The sequence below is a fragment of the Neotamlana sargassicola genome, assembly GCF_020523965.1.
Lineage (GTDB): Bacteria > Bacteroidota > Bacteroidia > Flavobacteriales > Flavobacteriaceae > Neotamlana > Neotamlana sargassicola.
This window is the reverse complement of sequence record NZ_JAJAPX010000001.1, coordinates 47121-70750: the sequence shown is the minus strand read 5'-3', so window position 1 is coordinate 70750 and position 23630 is coordinate 47121. Positions and strand designations below refer to the sequence as shown.

The following is a 23630-nucleotide window of genomic DNA, read 5'->3' as shown; positions in this document are numbered from 1 at the left end:
AAAAAGAAAAAGAATGAGCGATAAAAACCATTTTGAAACCGAAGCTATACGAACACAGACAGAAACAAGTCAGTTTTCAGAGCATTCTGTACCATTATACTTAACCTCTGGTTTTGTTTTTGATGATGCTGAGGAAATGCGAGCCTCGTTTGCAGAAGAAAAGCAACGCGATTTATACAGTCGTTACAGCAACCCAAATGTAAACGAGTTTATAGATAAGGTTTGTAAAATGGAAGGTGCCGAAAGTGGTTTTGCCTTTGCAAGTGGTATGGCGGCAGTGTTTTCAACATTTGCGACCTTGTTAAATGCTGGCGATCATGTATTGTCATGCAGCTCGGTGTTTGGTGCAACCCATGGTTTGTTTACCAAATATTTACCAAAATGGAATATTGAATGCTCATATTTTAATATAAATGAAGTTGAAACTGTAGAAAGTTTAATTCAGCCAAATACTAAATTTATTTACGCCGAAACACCTACTAATCCAGGAGTTGATGTGTTAGATTTAGAGTTGTTAAGCGCCATTTGTAAAAAGCATAATTTACTACTCGTTGTAGATAATTGCTTTGCTACGCCGTATTTGCAAAACCCAATAAAATATGGTGCCGATTTAGTAATTCATTCAGCAACAAAATTAATGGATGGTCAAGGTCGTGTACTTGGTGGTGTTACAGTTGGTAAAAAAGAGTTAATTCGCGAAATTTATTTGTTTTCGCGTTTAACAGGGCCAGCTATGAGTGCTTTTAATGCTTGGGTATTATCAAAATCTTTAGAAACTTTAGCAGTTCGTGTTGAAAAACACTGTGAGAATGCACTTAAGATTGCAGCGTTTTTAGAAAATCATCCCAAAGTAAATTGGGTGAAATATCCGTTTTTAAAATCGCATCCTAAGTACGATATTGCGAAAAAACAAATGCGATTAGGAGGTAACATTATAGCTTTTGAAGTAAAAGGCGGTATTGATGGCGGTCGTAAATTTTTCGATAATATTAAACTTTGTTCCTTATCGGCCAATTTAGGGGATACCAGAACTATTGTAACGCATCCGGCAAGCACAACACATGCTAAAGTAGAGGCAGAAGTTAAGGCTGCAGTTGGTATTACAGATGGTGCTGTAAGAATTTCGGTAGGATTAGAGCATGTCGATGATATTATTAAAGATCTAGATCAAGCTTTAAATCATGCTGAATAATAGTATAATATATCAAGTTGATGCCTTTGCAGAAGAAGCTTTCAAAGGAAACCCAGCAGGTGTAATGCTTTTAAAAGAAGAGGTTTCTGAAGCTTGGATGCAAAATATGGCAATGGAAATGAATTTGTCTGAAACGGCATTTGTATTTCCTAAAAATGATTATTTCGAAATTAAATATTATACGCCAACAGTCGAGATTCCGCTTTGTGGTCACGCCACTTTGGCTTCAGCTCATATTATGTACAGTGTTGGTTTAGTACCAACAGATCGACCTATACACTTTAAAGCTAAGGGAGGCGATTTAGTAATTCATTACGAAAACGGATTTATTGCTATGGAATTCCCAGAATACCAAGTCAGTGCAACCGAAATTCCTGTAAATTTTGAATCCCTTTTAGGGTTTATGCCTAAGGAAATGTATAAAAGTGAAGCAAATTGGTTTATGGCGATTGCTGAAAATCAAAAAAATATTGAAAATTGTTCGCCTAATTTCGAAGCTTTAAACGCAAATGGCTTAGGGCATTTAATGATTTCCGCGGAAGCGACCCATAAAGAAGCCGATTTTGTTGTACGTTGTTTTGTGCCAGAATCTGGAATTAATGAAGATCCGGTTACCGGTTCTGCACATTGTGCTTTAACACCTTTATGGGCAAAAAAATTAAACAAAAATAATTTAGTGTCGCACCAAATATCAAAACGTGGCGGTGCCTTAATGTTAAATTATTCTAATAATAAAGTAAAAATAAAAGGAAAGGCAATTACAGTCTTTAAAGCCGATTTATCGATTTAATTTGGCATGCTCATTGTGGTTCTTTTATATAAATAAACTAAAACTAAACTTGTGAATAAGAAAACATTAATACTATTTGGGTTAATCGCTTTTACAGCGATTTTTGGGTGTAGTTCAAACGATGCGCCAACAGAAGAGGAAGAGGTTGTTGAAGAAGTTGAGGAAACTGAAGATGATGATACCGATGATAATAATAATCAAAATTCAGGAGGATTAAATGCTGATGCTTCACCAGCAGAAAACTTCGATTTATCTACATGGAATTTAAGTATTCCAGAAGATGAAGGCGATGGCACCTCGGTTACTGTTACGGTAGCTCAATTGAATGATAATTACGAGAATTCAAAGTATTTTTATACTGCCGAAGATGGCGGAATGGTTTTTAAATGTCCAATTGCGGGATTTAAAACATCAACAAATACAAGTTATACACGTGTGGAGTTTCGCGAAATGCTTCGTGGTACCAATACAAGCGTTAGTACACAAGGTGTAAATAAAAATAATTGGGTCTTTGGTTCTGCACCAGCTACCGATATTACTGCAGCTGCAGGTTACGATGGCGAAATGTTAGCAACACTTGCGGTAAACCATGTAACAACTACCGGAGATAGTGGACAAGTAGGACGCGTAATTGTTGGGCAAATTCATGCAAACGACGATGAACCGATTCGAATTTATTACAGAAAATTACCAGAAAATAATTTAGGATCTATTTACTTCGCCCACGAACCTCGCGATGGTTATGGCGATGAGCAATGGTACGAGTTAATAGGTTCGCGAAGTAGTTCGGCTTCAAATCCTGAAGATGGCATTGCGTTAAACGAAAAGTTTTCATATAAAATTAGAGTGGTAAATAATACTATGGTAGTTACCATTTTACGTGAAGGTAAGGACAACGTGGTTAAAACCATAAGTATGGCAAATAGTGGCTATGATCAAGGTGGGCAATACATGTATTTTAAAGCCGGAGTTTATAATCAAAATAATTCTGGTAACGATGAAGATTACGTTCAAGCCACGTTTTATGCATTAGAAAAATCGCACACGGTAAATTAAATAATTGTAAAATAAGTATATTAGCAATATGCTATCCAAAAAAACTAAATACGGCCTTAAGGCTTTAACTTTTATTGTGAATTCTGCAGGAGATAATCCTGTGCAAGTAAGTGCAATTGCTAAAAACGAACAAATACCACAAAAGTTTTTAGAGAGTATTTTGCTTACGTTAAGAAAAGCAGGAGTTTTAGGTTCTAAAAAAGGAAAACATGGTGGTTACTATTTACGTCAGGATCCGGCAGATATTTTAATGACCGAAGTTATGCGGGTGCTTGAAGGTCCAATTGCAATGGTGCCATGCGTGAGTTTAAATTATTACGAAAAGTGCGACGATTGTGTCGACGAAGATACTTGTAGTGTGCATAAACTCATGATTCAAGTTCGCGATAGTGCTTTAAATGTATTTAGAAATACAACACTTGCCGATTTAGCAGTAAAAAAGACTGAGAATATTGTAAAATAATATCTGGCTTATTGCTTTTTTTAACCTGAAACTCAATTAATTTAAATATTTCTTAAAAATAGTTTTATGGCTTTTTTGTTTAAAAAAAAGTTATACATTTGTAATTCCTATTAAATTGATAGGATTAATATGTGAAAACAGAATGATATGTTAGGACACGAATTAGATATTGAGTTTTGGAATAAGAAATTAAGGAACTTATCACCTGCCGAAATTATTGATTGGGCATTAAAACTTTCAGATAATAGATTGGTAACTACAAGTTTTGGTATTTATTCAGCAGTGTTATTAAGCACAATTACAAAACATGATAAAAACATAAAGGTAATTTGGTGCGATACATTGTACAACGAACCAGATACCTATAAGCATGCCGAAAATTTAATAGAGAAATACAACTTAAATATTCATAAATATCAGCCTTTAAAGCCAAAATCAGAGATTGATGCTACAATTGGTTTACCTGGCGTAGAGGATGAAAATCATTCGTTGTTTTCAGAAGTTGTAAAGTTAGAGCCGTTTAAACGTGCTTTAAGTGAACATCAACCAGAAGTTTGGTTTACAAATATTAGAGATAGAAAAACAGAATTACGTTCTAAAAAAGACATTTTAAGTTTAAGTAAAGAGGGAATTTTAAAAGTAAGTCCTTTTTATTATTGGGATGATGATGCTTTAGATCGTTTAATAGAAAAGAAAAAATTACCAAAAAACGTTAACTATTTCGATCCTGTAAAGGCATTAGATAATAGAGAGTGTGGTATACATTTACAATAAGCTAAAAAAAGAATTGCAATATGTTAAGTTTCGAAACGGAAATAGAAAATCCAATTGTACAAAAAGATATTATTGAATTAGCCAATAAAATCGAATTGTTTCATAAAGGAAAAATTGATGAAGAAAAATTTAGAAGTCTTCGTTTAGCGCGTGGTGTTTACGGACAGCGTCAAGAAGGTGTTCAAATGATTCGTATTAAGGTGCCTTACGGTAAATTAAAAAGTAATCAATTACGCCGAATTGCCGATGTGTCCGATGAATATTCTCGCGGAAGATTACATATTACAACACGTCAAGATATACAAATTCATTACGTAGATTTAAATAGAACGCCAGAGCTTTGGGCAGAATTAGAGAAAGATGAAGTAACTGTTCGCGAAGCTTGTGGTAACGTAGTAAGAAATGTAACAGCTAGCGAAACAGCAGGTATTGATGTAAACGAACCATTCGATGTATCGCCGTATGCAGATGCCTTATATAAATTCTTTTTACGTAACCCAATTTGTCAAGAAATGGGGCGTAAATTTAAAGTGTCATTCTCATCAACCGATGCAGATACCGGATTATCGTATTTACACGACATAGGATATATTGCAAAAGAAAAAGATGGTGTTCGCGGATTTAAAGTTATGGTTGCTGGCGGATTAGGTTCGCAACCAAGACATGCCGATGTGTTATATGATTTTGTTGAAACCGATAAAATCATCCCAATAATGGAAGGTATATTAAGAGTTTTCGATCGTTATGGTGAGCGTAAAAGTCGAGCCAAAGCAAGAATGAAATTCTTAGTAAAAGATATAGGTCTAGAAGCATTTAAAGAACTAATCGATAACGAACAAAAAGCGATTGAGTTTAAATCTGTAGCAATTGATGCCGATGCTTATGTAGCTTCTAAACCAGTTCAAGTTGAAGCACCTCAAGTTGAAATTAAAAACGAAGAAGCTTTCAATCTATGGAAATCAACAAACTTAATTCCTCAAAAGCAAGCAGGCTATGTAGCTATTGGTGTTAAAGTTTTATTAGGCGATTTTTATACAGATAAAGCACGTTTATTAGCAAATTTAGTAGATAAATATGCGGCGGGCGAAGTACGTTTATCACTACGTCAAAATATTGTAATTCCTTTTGTAAAGGAAGATTTAGTGCCGTTTTTCTATCAAGAATTAGAAAAACTAGGATTTGTAGAAGCTGGTTATAACAAAGCAGTCGATATTACAGCATGTCCAGGAACAGATACTTGTAACTTAGGTATTGCGAGTAGTACCGGAATTGCAGAAGAGCTAGAGCGCGTTATAAAAACAGAATATCCACAGTATTTAAAAAACGAAGATTTAGTTATAAAAATTAGTGGTTGTATGAATGCTTGTGGGCAACACAATATGGCAAATATTGGTTTCCAAGGGATGACGGTTCGTACAAAAGATAAATTGGTAGCTCCAGCTTTACAAGTTTTACTTGGTGGTGGAAACCAAGGCGATGGTAACGCTACTTTTGCCGATAAAGTGGTTAAAGTACCAAGTAGAAGAGGGCCTGAAGCGTTACGCAGAATTTTAAATGACTATGAAGCTAATGCAAACGGAAAACAGTTTGTAGAGTATTATAAAGAAACTGGCGATCGTTATTTTTACGATTTGTTAAATGATTTACAAGATGTTACTAATTTAACAGATTTAGATTTTATCGATTGGGGTGAAGAAGAAAAATATGTTAAAGCCATTGGTGTTGGTGAGTGTGCTGGTGTGGTTATCGATTTAATCGCTACCTTGTTTTTCGAAAGTGAAGAGAAAATTGAAAACGCAAAAGAATCTTTTGGAAATGAAGTGTACTCTGGTGCTATATACTTAGCATACCAATCGTTAGTTAATTCCGCGAAAGCGTTATTATTAGCCGAAAATAAGAAAACAAATACGCATGCAGGAATTATTTCTCAGTTCGATGAACTTTTTATTGAAAGCGGAAGAATAGATTTAGGTGTTTCTTTTTCAGAATTAATCTATGAAATTAACAAAAATGCACCCACTAAAGATTTTGCTGTAAGTTACATCGCTAATGCGGAAAAGTTCTTAGCTGCGGTTAGAGCGTTTAGAGAAGCAGAACAAGCTCAAGAAGCTTAAAATCGATATAAAATGAATGTATTAACCCCTAAATTAACAGTTGTAGGCGCAGGTCCTGGAGACGAAGATTTAATAACTCTTAAAGCAATTAAGGCTATAGAATCGGCAAACGTTATCCTGTACGATGCACTTATAAACGAGCGTTTACTAAAATATGCTTCTCAAGATGCGGAGCTTATTTTTGTAGGTAAACGTAGAGGGTGTTATGCATATCAACAAGAGCAAATTAACGATCTTATAGTTGCTAAAGCTAAAGAAAAAGGGCATGTGGTACGATTAAAAGGTGGCGATCCATTTATATTTGGTCGTGGTGCCGAAGAAATCGATTATGTTCGTCAGTTTGGGCTAGAAACCTTTATGGTTCCTGGTATTTCATCAAGTTTAGCGGTGCCTGCTTATCAAGGTATCCCGTTAACAAAACGAGGTGCTTCAGAGAGTTTTTGGGTAATTACAGGAACTACGAAGGAACATAAAATTTCTGGTGATGTTGCTTTAGCTGCAAAATCAACGGCTACGGTTGTTATTTTAATGGGTATGGGTAAACTTGGTAAAATTGTTGAAATTTTTTCAGCAGAAAACAAGCAAGATGCGCATATTGCCATTATTCAAAACGGCACTAGAGCCGATGAAAAAGTAGGTATAGGCAGAATACATAATATTGAAGCTATTGTAAAAGAGCAAGAGTTAGCAAACCCAGCAATAATTATTATTGGCGATGTGGTTAAAGAGCGTGCTATTTTAAGTTCTATTGCTTCAGAAGTTATAAATAACGGATAAAAATGGAAAGAAATAATTTATATCCGGTGTTTTTAAAGGTTAAAAATCTCAAGGTGCTTATTGTAGGTGGAGGTTTTGTTGCAGAAGAGAAACTTACTTTTTTGCTCAAATCAAGTCCAGATGCAAAAGTAACAATGGTATCCCCAATGTTTCGAGAAGGGACTTCAGCTTTAGCTGAAAAAGGAGATGTTACCTTAATTGAGGATGTTTATAGTAAAAAATATTTACAAGGGCAACATATTGTTGTTGCAACAACCGATGTGCCTGAAGTTAATGTTGAGGTTTACAAAGATTGTAGAGCTGAAGCAAAACTAGTAAATGTAGCAGATAACCCACCGTATTGTGATTTTTATATGGGTGGTATTGTAACTAAAGGAAACGTAAAAGTGGCAATTTCTACCAACGGAAAATCGCCAACAACAGCAAAACGTTTACGTCAGTTTTTCGAGGAGGTTATTCCTGAGAATATCGACGATTTAGTTAAAAATTTAAACGAATACAGAAAAACTATAAAAGGCGATTTCGAACAAAAAGTGGAAGCGCTAAACGAATTTACTAAAGGATTAATAGAGAAAAATTAATATTTCAAAATGATTAAAACAGATATCATAATCATAGGAGCAGGACCAACAGGTTTATTTACAGTGTTCGAAGCTGGATTATTAAAACTTAAATGTCATTTAATTGATGCATTACCGCAACCAGGTGGACAATGCTCAGAATTATACCCAAAAAAACCAATTTACGATATTCCTGGTTTTCCAGAAATTTTAGCTGGAGACTTAACTAAAAATTTACTTGAGCAAGGTAAGCAATTCGAGCCTGGATTTACTTTAGGTGAGCGTGCAGAAACTATCGATAAACAAGAAGATGGAACGTTTATTGTAACTACAAATAAAGGAACACAACACCAAGCGCCAGTTGTTGCAATTGCAAGTGGTTTAGGTAGTTTCGAACCTCGTAAGCCACAATTAGATAATCTTGCAGATTACGAAGATAAAGGTGTGGAATACATGATTAAAGAACCAGAAATGTATCGCGATAAAAATGTGGTAATTGCTGGTGGTGGAGATTCTGCGTTAGATTGGAGTATCTTTTTAGCCGATGTTGCTAAAAGTGTAACACTAGTACACCGTCGTAATGAGTTTAGAGGTCATTTAGATTCTGTTGAAAAAGTAGGTGAGCTTAAAAAGTTAGGTAAAATTAATTTAATTACACCTGCCGAAGTAACTAATATTATTGGTGATGGTAAGGTTGAAGCTATTGAAATTACTAAAAAAGACGAAGAACCAATAACTTTAGAAACAGATCATTTTATTCCTTTATTTGGGTTGTCTCCAAAATTAGGGCCAATTGCAAATTGGGGCTTAGAAATTGAGAAAAATGCTATTAAAGTTAATAATGCATTAGATTATCAAACAAACATTCCTGGTATTTTCGCTATTGGCGATGGTAACTTTTACCCAGGAAAATTAAAATTAATTCTTTGTGGTTTCCATGAGGCAACTATTATGTGTCAAGCGGCATATAAAATCATTAATCCAGGAAAGAAATTTGTGCTAAAATACACAACAGTTTCTGGAGTAGATGGTTTTGACGGAACACGTAAAGAGGCGCCAAAAGCTGTTGTGCAAGCCATAGACTAAGCATTATTTAAAATATAACAAAAATTAAATCCTGCAAGGTTGCATTTACCTTGCAGGATTTAATATTTTTGAACGACTATCAATTAAAAATTAAATAAGCTGTAAATTAAACACAAATGAAAAGTTACAACGTTTGTTTAAAGGACACTGTTAAAAAATTCACTAAAAAACTATTTTATTCTTTATTCGATTGCGAACAAGAGGAAGCGAATAGCGCGTATTTAGAAAAAACGTTTATAAACATTCTTTCAAAGTTAAATATTGAAAATGCTGAAGATATCTGGGAAACCTTTAAAAGTGAGTTACCAAATATTAGAAAACAGTTAGATGATGATGCTATAGCTTTCGAAACAAATGATCCAGCATCGCATTGTTTAGAAGAAATTTATCTGGCTTATCCAGGTTTTCACGCCATTTCAATACATAGATTAAGTCATGCGCTTCATAAATTAGGTGTTTATATTTTACCTCGAATGATGAGTGAATATATTCACGGCATTACAGGTATCGATATTCATCCAGGAGCAACCATAGGCGATTCGTTTTATATAGATCACGGTACAGGAATTGTAATTGGTGAAACCTCAATTATTGGTAAAAATGTAAAAATTTATCAAGGTGTTACGCTTGGCGGCATTCAAGTTTCAAAAGATTTAGCGTCAACTAAACGCCATCCAACCATTCAAGATAATGTTTGCATTTATGCCAATGCCACAGTTTTAGGTGGCGATATTGTTATTGGTGAAAACAGTATTATTGGTGCTAACGTTTGGATTACGCATTCCGTTCCTAAAAATTCATTGGTAACCTATCAAACCGAAATTAAAATAAGACCCAAAAAAAATGGCATTTAAAACAATATTAGATCAAATAGGGAATACACCTTTAGTTGAAGCAACGCATTTAGTTAAAAAAGAAGGCGTGCGCTTACTATTAAAATTAGAAGGAAATAACCCTGGAGGAAGCGTTAAAGATCGAGCGGCATACAACATGATTTCTGAAGCTTTAAAACGGGGCGACATAAAAAAAGGAGATACCTTGGTAGAATCTACAAGTGGTAACACTGGTATTGCTTTAGCTTTTATAGCACAACTTTTAGGGTTAAAAATGATTTTAATAATGCCCGAAAACTCTACTGTAGAACGTGTAAAAACTATGCGAGCTTATGGAGCCGAAGTTATTTTAACTTCTGTAGATGTTGGTATTGAAGGTTCAAGAGATTTAGCCTATAAATTAAGAGACGAAAAAGGATACACGCTGCTAAACCAGTTTGCAAATAACGATAATTGGAAAGCACATTATAAAACCACAGGGCCAGAAATTTGGGAAGAAACAGAAGGTAAAATAACTCATTTTGTATCTGCCATGGGAACCACTGGAACTATAATGGGCGTTTCTAGATATTTAAAAGAACAAAACAAAAATGTAACTATAGTTGGGGCACAACCAGCCGATGGTGCTAAAATACCAGGTATTCGTAAATGGCCAGAAGCCTACTTACCAGAATTTTTCGAGCGCGAACGTGTTGATCAAGTTGTTGAGGTTTCAGAAGAAGATGCTAAGGTAACAACACAACGTTTGGCTAAAGAAGAAGGTGTTTTTGCAGGAATGAGCAGCGGTGGTTCGGTGTATTCTGCGTTGCAAATTGCTGAAACTATTGACGAAGGACTCATTGTTGCTATTATTTGCGATCGTGGCGACAGGTATTTATCGTCTACCTTATTCGAATAAAAAATGAAACAATTTTTACTGCTATTTGGTTTAGTAATTAGTCTTTTTGCTTGTAAAAAAGAGGTAAAGCAAGCGAAGCAACAATCTAATTCAAATTTTAAAATTGGTATTGTTGCCGACTGCCAATATTGTTTTTGTGAACCCAATTCAGATTTTGGTAGATATTACAAAAAATCAACTCAAAAATTAGCAAAAGCCGTTGCCGAACTAAATACTTATAATTTAGATTATACTGTTCATTTAGGTGATTTTATAGATAAAGATTTTGCGAGTTTCGATTCGGTTTTACCCATTTGGAATAATTTAAAATCGGAACACCATCACGTTTTAGGAAATCACGATTTTAGTGTGGCCGATTCTTTAAAAGGAAATGTTGCTAATAAAATGGGGCTTCAAAATCGCTATTACAGCATCATTAAAAATAACTGGCGATTCATTGTTTTAGATGGTAACGATTTAAGCTTTTTCGCAGCATTAACCCAAGCTAAAAAGACTGAAACCGATTCGATGTACAATCAGCTTAAATCGGAAGGTTATAAAAACATTCAAAAATGGAATGGCGGATTAAGTTTTGAGCAGTTAAAATGGGTGAAATCAGAGTTAGAACAATCCGTTAAAAATAACGAAAATGTAGGTTTTTATTGTCATTTTCCAGTAGCCGAAAAAGATACCATGCATAGTTTATGGAACTACAATCAGTTCTTTAAAACCATAGATAATTACAATAATGTGAAATTCTATTTTAACGGTCATAATCATGCCGGTGGTTACTTTAAACGCAAAGGCGTACATTATGTTACTTATAAAGGCATGGTCGATTTCGCGGATAGTACAGCCTATTCGGTTGCTACAATTTTTAAAGACTCTATTTTGATTAAAGGATTTGGTCGAGAAAACAGCAGAAATTTAAAGTTTTAGCATAAAAAATATAGTTAATTGTGTTACTTTTGCGCACTAGTTCATTAATATAAAAATGTTATCAAGAAAGGTAGAGGGACTAGACCCAATGAAACCTTGGCAACCTCCCGATTTTTCGGGGAAGGTGCTAAATTCTACTAATTGTAAAAGTAATTAGGCAGATAACGAAGCGTTTTTCTACTTGCTTTTCTTGAAACATCATATAAAATAAAAAATTAAGTTGTGTTAAACTGAAAGGATTTCAGTTTCTCATTAAATAATTCATTTCATGCTGCTTGTGTATACTTCAGAATGAAAAAATATTGAAGAAATGTCAGATATAAGAAAGGCTTTAAAAGAACGCATTTTGGTGTTAGATGGTGCCATGGGAACCATGCTGCAAGCCTATAAGTTTACCGAAGAAGATTTTCGTGGTGAGCGTTTTAAAGATTATCCAACGCCGTTACAAGGGAATAACGATTTGTTGTCTATTACACAGCCCGAAGCTATAAAAACCATTCACGCAAAGTATTTCGAGGCTGGTGCCGATATTATTGAAACCAATACCTTTTCAGGAACAACCATTGCTATGGCCGATTACCAAATGGAAGATTTGGTTTACGAACTTAACTACGAATCCGCTAAAATAGCAAAAGAAGTTGCTGTAGAATTCACAAAAAAAGAACCAAATAAACCTCGTTTTGTAGCAGGTTCAATTGGGCCAACAAACCGTACAGCAAGTATGTCGCCCGATGTAAACGATCCGGGTTACAGAGCCGTAACGTTTAATGAATTACGAATAGCATACAAGCAGCAAGTTGAAGCTTTAATGGATGGTGGCGCAGATATTTTATTAGTTGAAACCGTTTTCGATACATTAAATGCAAAAGCAGCGTTATTTGCAATAGAAGAAGTAAAGGACGAAAGAAATTTAGATATTCCTGTTATGCTTAGCGGTACCATTACCGATGCTTCAGGACGAACCTTATCGGGGCAAACCGCCGAAGCTTTTTTAATTTCGGTGTCGCACGTGCCATTGCTTTCTATCGGGTTTAATTGTGCTTTAGGAGCCAATTTGTTACAGCCACATTTAGAGGCCATTGCCAATAAAACTGAATTTGCAATTTCGGCACATCCAAATGCAGGTTTACCTAATGCTTTTGGCGAGTACGATGAATCTCCAGAAGAAATGGGCGAGCAAATTGAGGCGTACTTAAAAAAGAATTTAATAAATATTATTGGTGGTTGTTGTGGTACAAGTCCAGAACATATTCGCGTTATAGCAAATATTGCTGCGAAATATAAACCACGTGAAGCTGTCACTTTGAGCGCAGTCGAAAAGTCTCTTTAAAGCGAATAGATTAATGAAAGTAAAGCAAACAAAATACATGAAGTTATCTGGTTTAGAGCCTTTGGTTTTAAACGAAAACAGCAACTTTATAAATGTAGGAGAGCGAACTAACGTAGCAGGTTCACGTAAATTTTTACGTTTAATTAAAGAAGAAAAATTTGATGAAGCTTTAGATATTGCACGTCATCAAGTAGATGGTGGTGCTCAAATTATCGATATTAATATGGACGACGGACTTATAGACGGTAAAGAGTCTATGGTTCGTTTTTTAAATCTTATTGCCGCAGAGCCAGATATTTGTCGTGTGCCAATCATGATTGATAGTTCTAAGTGGGAAATTATCGAAGCTGGTCTTCAAGTGGTACAAGGTAAATGTGTGGTAAATTCTATCTCGTTAAAAGAAGGCGAAGAAAAATTTATTTGGGAAGCTAAACAAATAAAACGTTACGGTGCCGCAGTAATTGTAATGGCTTTTGACGAAGTTGGGCAAGCCGATAATTATGAAAGACGCATTGAAATAGCTCAACGATCTTACGATGTTTTGGTAAACAAAGTAGGTTTTCTATCAGAAGATATCATTTTCGATTTAAATATTTTTCCAGTTGCAACAGGAATGGAAGAGCATCGAAAAAATGCTATCGATTTTATTGAAGCCACCCGATGGGTGCGCCAAAACCTTGAAAATGTGAGTGTAAGTGGTGGTGTAAGTAACGTGTCGTTCTCGTTTAGAGGAAACAATGCGGTTCGCGAAGCGATGCATTCCGTATTTTTATATTATGCTATTCAAGCAGGTATGAATATGGGTATTGTAAACCCAACTATGTTGGAAGTTTACGACGATATTCCTAAAGATTTATTAGAGCACGTTGAAGATGTTATTTTAGATAGAAGAGACGATGCTACCGAACGTTTGTTAGAATTTGCCGAAACTGTAAAAGGCTCAAAAGCCGAAAAAACAGTCGATTTATCTTGGCGAGAAAACCCGTTACAAGACAGAATTACGCATGCTTTAGTAAAAGGTTTAGATGCTTTTATTATTGAAGATATTGAACAAGCGCGACAAGAATCCGAAAAACCAATTGATGTTATTGAAGGCCATTTAATGATTGGTATGAATGTGGTTGGCGATTTGTTTGGCGAAGGAAAAATGTTCTTGCCACAGGTAGTAAAATCGGCACGTGTAATGAAAAAAGCTGTGGCTTACTTAAATCCGTTTATTGAAGCCGAAAAAACTGAAGACTCAGAGCCTGTTGGTAAAATTTTAATGGCAACAGTAAAAGGCGATGTGCACGATATTGGTAAAAATATTGTAAGCGTGGTGCTGGCCTGTAATAACTACGAAATTGTAGATTTAGGCGTTATGGTTCCACCCGAAAAAATTATTGAAACAGCCATAAAAGAGCGTGTTGATGCTATTGGTTTGTCTGGTTTAATTACACCATCGTTAGACGAAATGGTGTATTTAGCTAAAGAAATGCAACGCGAAAATTTCGACATTCCATTGTTAATTGGTGGTGCAACAACATCTAAAGCGCATACGGCTGTAAAAATAGATACGCAGTATAAAAACGCGGTAGTTCATGTAAATGATGCTTCCAGAGCGGTAACAGTTGTGGGCGATTTGTTAAACAAACAAACAGCACATGAATATGTTGCTAAACTTAAACAAGATTACGACGAATTTAGAACCAAGTTTTTAAAACGAGGTAAAGAGAAATCGTATATAACTATAAACGAAGCTAGAGCGCGTAAATATAACATCGATTGGGAAACTTCCGAAATTGTAAAGCCTAAAGCTATGGGTGTGCAAATGTTTAAGCAATTAAGCTTAAAAGAATTGTTGCCGTTTATAGATTGGAGTCCGTTTTTTAGAAGTTGGGATTTGCACGGTAAATATCCAAATATTTTAAAAGATGATGTTGTTGGCGAGCAAGCTACGGTGCTTTTTAACGAAGCGCAAGACATGATTCAAGACATTATAGCTAAACAACTATTAAAGCCTAAAGCGGTTTTTGGTTTGTTTGAAGCTAATACCATAAACGATGATGATATTTCTGTTAAAAAGAAGGGTGAAGAAATTGCCGTTTTTAGGACATTAAGACAGCAATTAAAGAAACGTGAAGGTATTCCAAACCATGCTTTAGCTGATTTTATTGCACCAGAAAGTTCAGGAAAAACCGATTATATTGGCGCATTCTGTGTCGCTATTTTCGGGGCTCAAGAATTAGCAGAAAGTTATAAGGCTAAAGACGATGATTATAGTGCTATTATGGCTCAAGCTATTGCCGATCGTTTTGCTGAAGCTTTTGCTGAATATTTGCATAAGGAAGTAAGAACCAAACATTGGGGTTATGTCGAAAATGAAGATTTAACCAACGACGATTTAATTAAAGAAAGCTATAAAGGTATTCGTCCGGCGCCAGGTTATCCGGCGTGTCCAGATCATTTAGAAAAAGAAACCATTTGGGAATTGCTGGAGGTTGAAAAAATTATTGGCGTAACACTAACAGAAAGTTTAGCTATGTGGCCAGCTGCTGCGGTTTCGGGGTATTATTTTGCTAACCCAGAAGCAAAGTATTTTGGTTTAGGTAAAATAACCGATGACCAAGTTAAAGATTATGCAGAACGAAAAGGTATAGCTTTAGAGAAAGCTAGAAAATGGTTACACCCCAATTTAGCAGATTAGAAAATAAAGATGAAATTTATAGAGTTAACTTTAGGAAGCCATATGGTATGCCATGGTTTTGATGAAAACAATAAAGAAATATTAGAACGTGTTGATTTAGATGGTTTTTCAAAAAAGTTGGTTGCTGTATCTAGAATAAAATCGGTGAGTGAAAAATATGTTTTAATCGATTATTTAGATGGTCGATGGGTGTATTGGGAATATGAAGATGGTTACGAAACAGTAAAAAATCTATTGAATAGTTAACTTAACAATTTGTTGCTTTTTCGGTAACAAATTGAAGCTATATAAATAAGAATTTTGCAGCAAAAAAACGATGAAAATGAATAGACTTAAATTTTCTACAGAGGTTAAATTTTTTATTCAGCTTTTAATGTTAACTGTTGCTGCGTTAACTGTTTCTTATTTTGTGTAATAACACGTTGGATGTGTCATCCTGAACTCGTTTCAGGATCTTTTTAAAGTTAACGTTGTTTTCTTGTTCTGATTTTTGTCGGGATTGTAACAAGATTTCGTTTTTAGACCTGTAAAGTTTTTATAACTTGATAGGTTTGAAAAAAGCCTTATACCAAGGTTAGCCAAAAGTCATGATTTTTTGAAATTGTACCTTTGGCAAGCCCGCGTTAGCGATTGTAGTGGCATCCTTTTTTGAGGAACGAGAAAAAGATATAACGGAAAGCGCGACCCCGACCCCGAATATTCGGGGCGGGGTAACGCCAAAAAAATAAATAATAATCATTGAAGAGATTTCCGCCTTTGCGGAAATTATAAAAGCGAGTTATGAAGGTAACAGAACATATTAAAAAGGCCAACGGAAAAACCTTGTTTTCGTTTGAGATTGTAACACCGGTAAAGGGAAAAAATATTCAGGATTTGTATAACAATATCGATCCGCTAATGGAGTTTAATCCGCCATTTATTGATGTAACCACCTCGCGTGAAGAGTATGTTTATGTTGAAAAAAACGGACTTTTAGACCGCAAAACAGTTAGAAAACGCCCAGGAACTCTTGGTATTTCGGTAAGTTTAAAGCATAAATATAACGTTGATCCGGTGCCGCATATTTTGTGCGGTGGTTTTACCAAAGAAGAAACCGAGTATATGTTGGTAGATTGCCATTATCTGGAAATTGATAATGTGGTGGCGCTTCGTGGTGATGCTATGAAACACCAAAAATATTTCGAGCCAACTAAAGGTGGCCATACCTATGCTTGCGAATTGGTGCAACAAATCACCGACCTTAATAATGGTAAGTTTTTGCATGAAGAAAATTTAACCCAGTTTAAAACCGATTTTTGTATTGGTGTTGCAGGTTACCCAGAAAAACATATGGAAGCACCATCGTTACAAACCGATTTAAAGCGATTAAAAGCTAAGGTTGATGCTGGAGCAGATTATGTGGTAACTCAAATGTTTTTTGATAACCAAAAGTATTTCGATTTTGTTGAAATGGCTAAAGCAGCTGGCATTAATATTCCAATTATTCCAGGTATAAAACCGCTTGCTGTTAATAGGCATTTGCAATTATTGCCCCATGTGTTTAGTATAGATTTACCAGAAGAATTAATTAATGCTGTTGATGCTTGTAAGGATAATAAAGCGGTGCGACAAGTTGGTATTGAGTGGGCCATTAAACAATCGAAAGAATTAAAAGCTGCAGGAGTACCAGTTTTACACTATTATTCTATGGGAAAAAGTGATAATGTGCAGGCTATAGCCGAAGCTTTATTTTAAATAATTACTTTTACGGTACAAAACCTATTAATGAAGTTTTTATTATCTGCCCTGTTATGTGTTAGTTTTATTGCTGTTTTTGCACAGAATAAAACACAGTCGTCTTACGTTGATGTGAGTTATTTTAAGGGTAATATTGCTTTGCATAACAACGATATTTTACATTTAATACAAGGGCATCCGGAAGGTTATATTATTGGTTGGAGTAAAAAAACTTATGGTTTTAAAGATTGGGAACAGCGCTATAATTATCCAGATTATGGCGTAACTTATGCCTACCAAAACATGAAAAACCCCGATGTGTTAGGTACGTTAGCTTCGTTGTATGCGCATTATAATTTCTACTTTTTTAACAGAAACCTTATGTTTCGTATTGGTCAAGGTTTAGCTTACGCCGATAAAACTTACGATAAGGAAAGTAATTTTAGGAATGTAGCCTACGGAAGTCATTTAATGAGCAGTACGTTTGCTATGCTTAATTTTAAAAAGGAACGTATTTTTAATAGGTTTGGCTTTATGGCTGGTGTAAGTTTAATTCACTATTCCAACGCCAATGTAAAAGCGCCAAATGCCAGCACAAATACCGTGGCCTTTAATGCTGGAGTTACGTATAATTTAGATGCAGTTGAGCCAGAATACCAAAATACATTAGATTCCACAGATAGAAAATTTACAGAACTTTTAAAATATAATGTAGCATTTAGGTTTGGTGTAAACGAAAGCGACGTGGTTGGTATGGGGCAATTTCCTTTTTATATATTTTCTGGATATGTAGATAAACGAATTAACCGAAAAAGCGCACTGCAATTAGGAACCGATGTGTTTTTCTCGAAGTTTCTGGAAGAGTTAATTTATTACCAAAGCGTATCGGTGCCAGAAGAAAATGTGTCGGGAGATGAAGACTATAAACGTGTGGGTGTTTTTGCTGGCCATGAGTTGTTTATAAATAAAATGTCCTTATTAACCCAATTGGGATATTACGTATATTATCCTTTCGATTTTGAAGGGCGCATGTACATGCGAATAGGTTTAAAACGATATTTTGGCAATAAAATTTTTGGAGCAATAACCTTAAAATCGCACGGGGCTAAAGCTGAAGCGGTTGAATTTGGAGTTGGAGTTAGGTTGTAGTTTTTTTAATATAAATGAAAAAGTTAAGTTACATAATTTGTGCATTGTTTCTTTTGGCTTGTAATAGCGAAAATGCCAATGATTGTTTTCAGAAGTCTGGAGCTGTAGTAGAGCATGAATTTGTTGTAAATGAGTTTACTAAAATTTGGGTAAATCGAGATATTGAATTAATTCTAACAGAAGGAGCAACACAAAGCGTACAGGTTGAAACCGGTGAAAATTTATTAAATGATGTTACCGCAGTTGTTACAGACGGAGAATTAGTTTTAACCGATAACAATAGTTGTAATTATGTTCGCGATTACGGTGTAACTAAATTTTATGTTACAGCACCAAATATTACAGAAATAAGAAGTTCTACCCAATATGCGGTGCGTTCTAATGGTGTTTTAACTTATCCGAGTTTGACTATTTATTCTGAAGATTTTACCGAATCTGATACCTTTTTGAGTGGAGAGTTTTATTTGGAGATAGATAATAATAGTTTTAGGTTGGTGTTCAACGGGTTATCTAATTGTTTTGTTTCGGGTAAAACCAATAGCATGAATGTAACGTTTGCTGCAGGTACGTCGCGTTTTGAAGGTCGTAATTTAGAGGCGCAAAATGTAGTTATTTGGAATCGTAGTTCCAACGATATGGTATTAAACCCGATACAATCTTTAAGAGGGAAAATATCGGGCACTGGTGATGTTATTTTAGTAAATACGCCGCCAATTGTTGAGGTTGAACAACAATATACTGGGCGATTAATTTACGAATAATTGAACGGCTTGTTTTGCAATTTCTAACTCTTCGTTAGTTGGTACAACTAGTACTTTTACTTTTGAATCTTTCGTGTTAATGGCTCTAATACTTTGTGATCTTAAATCATTTTTAGCTTCATCTAATTGTATGCCTAAAAAGTCTAAATCGTCGCAAACTAACTTTCTAATGAGCGACGAGTTTTCCCCAATTCCAGCTGTAAATACAATGGCATCTAACCCGTTTAATATGGTAGCATAGCTTCCAATGTATTTTTTTATCCGGTAGGCATTCATTTCTAAAGCCAATTTGCAATCGTCGTTGCCTTCCGAAGCCTTAAGTTCAATATCTCTTAAATCGCTATAGCCAGTTAAACCAAGCATACCACTTTCTTTGTTTAAAAGTGTGTTTATTTGTTTCATGCTATAACCTAAAGTATCTTTTAGATGAAATAAAACAGATGGATCGATTTCTCCAGAACGCGTTCCCATAATTAAACCATCTAAAGGTGAAAAGCCCATGGAATGATCGATGCTTTTTCCATTTTTAATAGCCGTCATACTACACCCATTTCCTAAATGAATGGTAATTATTTTAGATTCTGTATTGCCTAAAAAGGCATTGGCTTGCTCTGAAACATATTTATGACTAGTACCATGAAAACCATAAACACGAATATGGTGTTCGGTTAAAAATTCGTTTGGTATAGCAAATTTATATGCTTTTTCAGGAATGGATTGTAAAAAAGCCGTATCGAATACAGCAACTTGTTTGGCACTAGGAAAAATGGTTTCGGCAACCATAATGCCTTCTAAGTTTGCCGGATTGTGAAGCGGAGCAAGTGATGATAAAGATTTAATTTTTTCTTTTACATCTGCGGTAATTTCAACTGTATCGTTAAAATACATCCCGCCGTGTACAACACGATGTCCTACAATGTTTATGTCGTCGGCAGATTTTAAAACACCTTCTTTTTTATCTAAAAGATTTTTGGAAACGAGTTTTAGTGCTGCTTTATGAGTTAATATTTTAGTTTCGGTTTCAATATTAATTTGGTTAGAACTAAATTTGAAAATGGCGTCTGTAAATCCGATGCGTTCTATGGCGCCAGCACATATAATTGTTTCTTCTGGCATAGAGAATAGTTGAAATTTTAAAGAAGAACTTCCGGAATTTAAAACAAGTACTTGCATATAGTTTAGTGGTCTTGTGCTTGAATAGCGGTTATTATTACGGTGCTGTAAATATCATCGACGGTACAGCCTCGGCTTAAATCGTTTACGGGTTTATTAAGGCCTTGAAGCATTGGGCCAATGGCTAAGGCACCAGTTTCACGTTGTACAGCTTTGTAGGTGTTGTTACCGGTGTTTAAATCTGGGAAAATTAATACGCTAGCTTGTCCTGCAACTTCAGAGTCTGGTAGTTTGCTTTTTCCAATACGCATATCAACTGCAGCGTCGTATTGAATTGGCCCTTCAATTTTTAAATGTGGTGCTAATGTTTTTGCAATTTCGGTGGCTTTTCTAACTTTATCCACTTCTTCACCTTTACCCGATGAACCTGAAGAGTAAGATAACATAGCAACTTTAGGTTCTACACCAAACTTTTTTGCTGTTTCTGCCGAAGCTATTGCTATTTCTGCTAATTGTTCGGCATTTGGGTTGGGGTTTATAGCGCAATCGCCAAAAATAGATACGCGATCTTCTAAACACATAAAAAATACAGACGATACAATATTAGCACCAGGTTTGGTTTTTATAAATTGTAGAGCCGGACGCAAGGTATGTTGTGTGGTATGTACTGCACCCGAAACCATGCCGTCGGCGTGTCCTTTATGTATCATCATAGTTGCAAAATACGACACATCGGACATGGCATCTTTTGCCATATCTAGATTTACATTTTTATGCTTTCGCAGTTCGTAAAAGGTATTTACATAATCATCGAAATGAGGTGATGTTGTTGGGGAAACTATATTCACTTTTTCGATATCTAAAGGAATGTCGTATCTAATTAATCGCTCTTTAATTTTATCTTCTTCACCAATTAAGGTAATGTTTACCACTTGCGTTGCAACTAATTTAGTTGTTGCGCGTAACACACGTTCGTCATGACCTTCGGGTAAAACAATATGTTTTTTATTTTTTAATGCAGTTTGTAATAAATTGTATTGAAACATTCTTGGTGTAAATATTTCTGAAGTAAAAGTTATTAAACTGTCTGCTAGTTTTTTAGTGTTTACATGCTTTTCAAAAGTGGCAATGGCAATATTAATTTTATCTGTGTTTTCTGCGTAAATTCTCGATTTTACTTTACCAATAGCATTTGTAGCATTAAAGGTGCCTTTGTTTACGCTTAAAATAGGGACTACACTAGAAAGCCCTTCAATTAATTTTAAAATGGATTCTTCAGGAATTAATCCACCAGTTAAAACAATTCCAGAAATGGCAGGGTAATTTTTAGAAATATGAGCTTGTAAGGAGCCTAAAATTATATCGGCACGATCGCCCGAAGTTATTACAAGCGAGCCTTCTTTTAATTTGGTAATATAATTGCGTAATTGCATGGCACCAACACCCGAGCTTTGTACTTGGTTGTTTAACATGTCTTTACCAAATAAAACTTTAGCATCTAAGGCTTTCGCAATTTCTTTTAAAGTTGGGTTTTCAAGACTATTTATTTTAGGGATTACCGAAATACTGGTTTTAGAGTTTATACGCTCTTTTAATTTACGTTTTAAGGTTTTAAGATCTTCTGCGTTTACCTTATTGGCCATTATGGAAAGTACATCGACTTCTTCGGTAAAGGTATCGTGGGCAAGTTGCACACTGTCTAATAAATCTTTTTCTTTTTTACCGCTTCCATTAATAACAATAATTACAGGTAACCCTAAGTTTTTAGATATTAGCATGTTAATGTCTAACTCTAAACTAGAATTTTCATGCGAAAAATCGGTGCCTTCAACTAAAACTAAATCGAAATTTTCTTCGAGGCGTTTGTATTTTTTTATAATCTCATCAATTACGAAACCTGCTTTACCTTGGTTATAAAGATCTAAAACTTCACTGCGTTTAAAAGCAAAGGTTTTTTTGTAGTTTAAATCTATTTCGAAATGCGAAATAACCGTGTTAATATGGTTGTCCATCTGGCCTTCTTCAACATCTTCTATAATGGGGCGAAAATAGCCTACTTTTGCTGTTTTACCTAGTAGCATACGCATAAGACCTAAAACTACAACAGATTTTCCGCTGTTCGATTCCATGGTTGCTACATAAATACCTTTACTCATTTTGTTTTCTTTTGGGTTTGCAAATATAGTTATTTAGAATGAGTTTGAATAACGGTATTTGCTTTTTGAGTTATTAATATTACAAAATTAAAACTAAAAATAAGGGTGAGAGTTGATAATTGTCATTTAATTAAAACTAAGCTTTGTTATGAGGTTAAATCTCGAAATAGGCTTTCTAAATTTGCGTTTTTTTGATTTAGTTGAAGAATTTTTAGTTGGTTATCGTGTGCAAAATCGAATACATGTGACCTCATGTCTTCTGAGGTTTTAAACGTAATTTCATAAACAAAATCGTGCGTGTTTACAACATGACTAACCTTTGGTAATCGTTTTAAAAAGGCATCTTCAACACGGTAATCAAATTCTACAATTACGACTTGTTCTTGTTCGTTACGCAAATCTTTAAGTTTTTTATCGGCAACAATTTCTCCTTTATTAATTATTATTACACGTTCGCATATGGCTTCAACCTCTTGCATAATATGTGTAGATAAAAATATAGTTTTTGTTTGGCCAATGGTTTTTATTAATTGTCTAATATCAACCAACTGGTTTGGGTCTAAACCAGTAGTGGGTTCATCTAAAATTAAAACATCCGGATCGTGTAACATGGCATTTGCTAAACCAACCCGTTGACGATATCCTTTTGAGAGTTGTCCTATTTTTTTATCAGATTCGGGCGTTAATCCGGTGAGTTCTATAACCTCTTTTATTCGTTGTTTGCCAACCGTATAAATAGATGCGTTAAACGCTAAATATTCTTTTACATACATATCTAAGTATAGCGGATTGTGCTCGGGTAAATAGCCTACACTTTGCTGTACTTGTTTTTTATTTTGGTTAACATCATGGTTGTTAACTTTTGCTTCACCTTGATTTGCATTAATATAAGTAGTTAAAATCTTCATCATTGTCGATTTTCCAGCACCATTAGGTCCCAAAAAACCAACAATTTCAGGTTTGTTTACTTTAAATGTTACATTGTTTAGAGCTTTTTGGCTTCCGTAAAGTTTAGTTATCCCGTTAACTTCAATAGACATATTTAAAAATATTTATTCAAAAATAAATTATTATACAATGTAATGCGAGTTTTGCTGTAAAATCTTAAAAAATTTTAATATGTACATAAAAAATCTATACAAGTGCTTTGTGTTTTTAAATAAATAACTACTTTAGCAGCATAATTAAGACGATGACAGTACATTATACATATTTTATCAATTTCTTTTATTTCTTTTTTAGCGGAAGAAACGAGGCG

At 34.8% G+C, this 23630-nt stretch carries 21 protein-coding genes and 1 riboswitch; of the genes, 18 read left to right on the top strand and 3 right to left on the bottom strand.

All coding sequences use genetic code 11. The features are described from left to right. The first annotated feature begins 13 nt into the window (after positions 1-13). The 18 genes from LG651_RS00330 to LG651_RS00245 all read left to right on the top strand — a co-directional run bounded on the left by LG651_RS00330 (position 14) and on the right by LG651_RS00245 (position 19103). A complete protein-coding gene (locus LG651_RS00330; RefSeq protein WP_226694177.1) occupies positions 14-1192 on the top strand; it encodes a trans-sulfuration enzyme family protein in 1179 nt (392 codons plus the stop codon). After that, the gene (locus tag LG651_RS00325; RefSeq protein ID WP_226694176.1) at positions 1182-1982 is read left to right on the top strand and encodes a PhzF family phenazine biosynthesis protein; all 801 of its coding nucleotides are present in this window, start codon (positions 1182-1184) and stop codon (positions 1980-1982) included. Before LG651_RS00330 ends, LG651_RS00325 begins: the two co-directional genes overlap by 11 nt. A gap of 51 nt (positions 1983-2033) precedes the next feature. Beyond that, a complete protein-coding gene (locus tag LG651_RS00320; protein ID WP_226694175.1) occupies positions 2034-3038 on the top strand; it encodes a polysaccharide lyase family 7 protein in 1005 nt (334 codons plus the stop codon). Between the two features lie 28 nt (positions 3039-3066). Continuing rightward, positions 3067-3501 carry an RrF2 family transcriptional regulator gene (locus tag LG651_RS00315; RefSeq protein WP_226694174.1) on the top strand — a complete coding sequence of 145 codons (435 nt, stop codon included), beginning with the start codon at positions 3067-3069 and terminating at the stop codon, positions 3499-3501. 147 nt (positions 3502-3648) lie between these two features. After that, the gene (locus LG651_RS00310) at positions 3649-4275 is read left to right on the top strand and encodes a phosphoadenosine phosphosulfate reductase domain-containing protein (protein ID WP_226694173.1); all 627 of its coding nucleotides are present in this window, start codon (positions 3649-3651) and stop codon (positions 4273-4275) included. A 20-nt stretch (positions 4276-4295) separates the two neighbouring features. Then, positions 4296-6389 (top strand): HEPN domain-containing protein, encoded by a 2094-nt coding sequence (locus LG651_RS00305; RefSeq protein WP_226694172.1) that lies wholly within the window; start codon positions 4296-4298, stop codon positions 6387-6389. Positions 6390-6401: 12 nt separating this feature from the next. After that, positions 6402-7166, top strand: coding sequence for a uroporphyrinogen-III C-methyltransferase (gene cobA / locus LG651_RS00300; RefSeq protein ID WP_226694171.1), 765 nt, complete (start codon positions 6402-6404; stop codon positions 7164-7166). Positions 7167-7168: 2 nt separating this feature from the next. Continuing rightward, positions 7169-7747: a precorrin-2 dehydrogenase/sirohydrochlorin ferrochelatase family protein gene (locus LG651_RS00295; RefSeq protein ID WP_226694170.1), complete on the top strand. Its 579-nt coding sequence runs from the start codon at positions 7169-7171 to the stop codon at positions 7745-7747. Positions 7748-7756: 9 nt separating this feature from the next. Further along, a complete protein-coding gene (locus LG651_RS00290) occupies positions 7757-8812 on the top strand; it encodes an NAD(P)/FAD-dependent oxidoreductase (RefSeq protein ID WP_226694169.1) in 1056 nt (351 codons plus the stop codon). Between the two features lie 116 nt (positions 8813-8928). Next, positions 8929-9666 (top strand): serine O-acetyltransferase EpsC, encoded by a 738-nt coding sequence (gene epsC / locus LG651_RS00285; RefSeq protein ID WP_226694168.1) that lies wholly within the window; start codon positions 8929-8931, stop codon positions 9664-9666. Next, on the top strand, positions 9656-10543 hold the full coding sequence (gene cysM / locus LG651_RS00280) for a cysteine synthase CysM (protein WP_226694167.1): 888 nt from the start codon (positions 9656-9658) through the stop codon (positions 10541-10543). Before epsC ends, cysM begins: the two co-directional genes overlap by 11 nt. A gap of 3 nt (positions 10544-10546) precedes the next feature. Continuing rightward, entirely contained in the window at positions 10547-11461 is a 915-nt protein-coding gene (locus LG651_RS00275) for a metallophosphoesterase (protein ID WP_226694166.1), read from the top strand. A gap of 55 nt (positions 11462-11516) precedes the next feature. Beyond that, a riboswitch (SAM riboswitch) is annotated at positions 11517-11629 on the top strand. Between the two features lie 142 nt (positions 11630-11771). Further along, positions 11772-12791 (top strand): homocysteine S-methyltransferase family protein, encoded by a 1020-nt coding sequence (locus LG651_RS00270; RefSeq protein WP_226694165.1) that lies wholly within the window; start codon positions 11772-11774, stop codon positions 12789-12791. 13 nt (positions 12792-12804) lie between these two features. Then, positions 12805-15477, top strand: a complete 2673-nt coding sequence (gene metH, locus LG651_RS00265) for a methionine synthase (RefSeq protein ID WP_226694164.1) — start codon at positions 12805-12807, stop codon at positions 15475-15477. A gap of 9 nt (positions 15478-15486) precedes the next feature. Continuing rightward, positions 15487-15723: a hypothetical protein gene (locus LG651_RS00260; RefSeq protein WP_226694163.1), complete on the top strand. Its 237-nt coding sequence runs from the start codon at positions 15487-15489 to the stop codon at positions 15721-15723. 534 nt (positions 15724-16257) lie between these two features. Further along, positions 16258-17211: a methylenetetrahydrofolate reductase [NAD(P)H] gene (metF, locus tag LG651_RS00255; RefSeq protein ID WP_226694162.1), complete on the top strand. Its 954-nt coding sequence runs from the start codon at positions 16258-16260 to the stop codon at positions 17209-17211. 30 nt (positions 17212-17241) lie between these two features. Further along, positions 17242-18342 (top strand): acyloxyacyl hydrolase, encoded by a 1101-nt coding sequence (locus LG651_RS00250; RefSeq protein WP_226694161.1) that lies wholly within the window; start codon positions 17242-17244, stop codon positions 18340-18342. 14 nt (positions 18343-18356) lie between these two features. Further along, a complete protein-coding gene (locus LG651_RS00245; RefSeq protein ID WP_226694160.1) occupies positions 18357-19103 on the top strand; it encodes a head GIN domain-containing protein in 747 nt (248 codons plus the stop codon). Here LG651_RS00245 and LG651_RS00240 read toward each other — a convergent pair. The 3 genes from LG651_RS00240 to gldA all read right to left on the bottom strand — a co-directional run bounded on the left by LG651_RS00240 (position 19089) and on the right by gldA (position 23412). Then, complete coding sequence (locus LG651_RS00240; protein WP_226694159.1) at positions 19089-20276, bottom strand: acetate/propionate family kinase; 1188 nt, start codon at positions 20274-20276, stop codon at positions 19089-19091. The two genes, LG651_RS00245 and LG651_RS00240, sit on opposite strands and share 15 nt — an antisense overlap. Positions 20277-20281: 5 nt before the next feature. Continuing rightward, positions 20282-22372 carry a phosphate acetyltransferase gene (gene pta / locus LG651_RS00235; protein ID WP_226694158.1) on the bottom strand — a complete coding sequence of 697 codons (2091 nt, stop codon included), beginning with the start codon at positions 22370-22372 and terminating at the stop codon, positions 20282-20284. Positions 22373-22518: 146 nt separating this feature from the next. Beyond that, a complete protein-coding gene (gldA, locus tag LG651_RS00230; protein WP_226694157.1) occupies positions 22519-23412 on the bottom strand; it encodes a gliding motility-associated ABC transporter ATP-binding subunit GldA in 894 nt (297 codons plus the stop codon). Positions 23413-23630 lie beyond the last annotated feature (218 nt).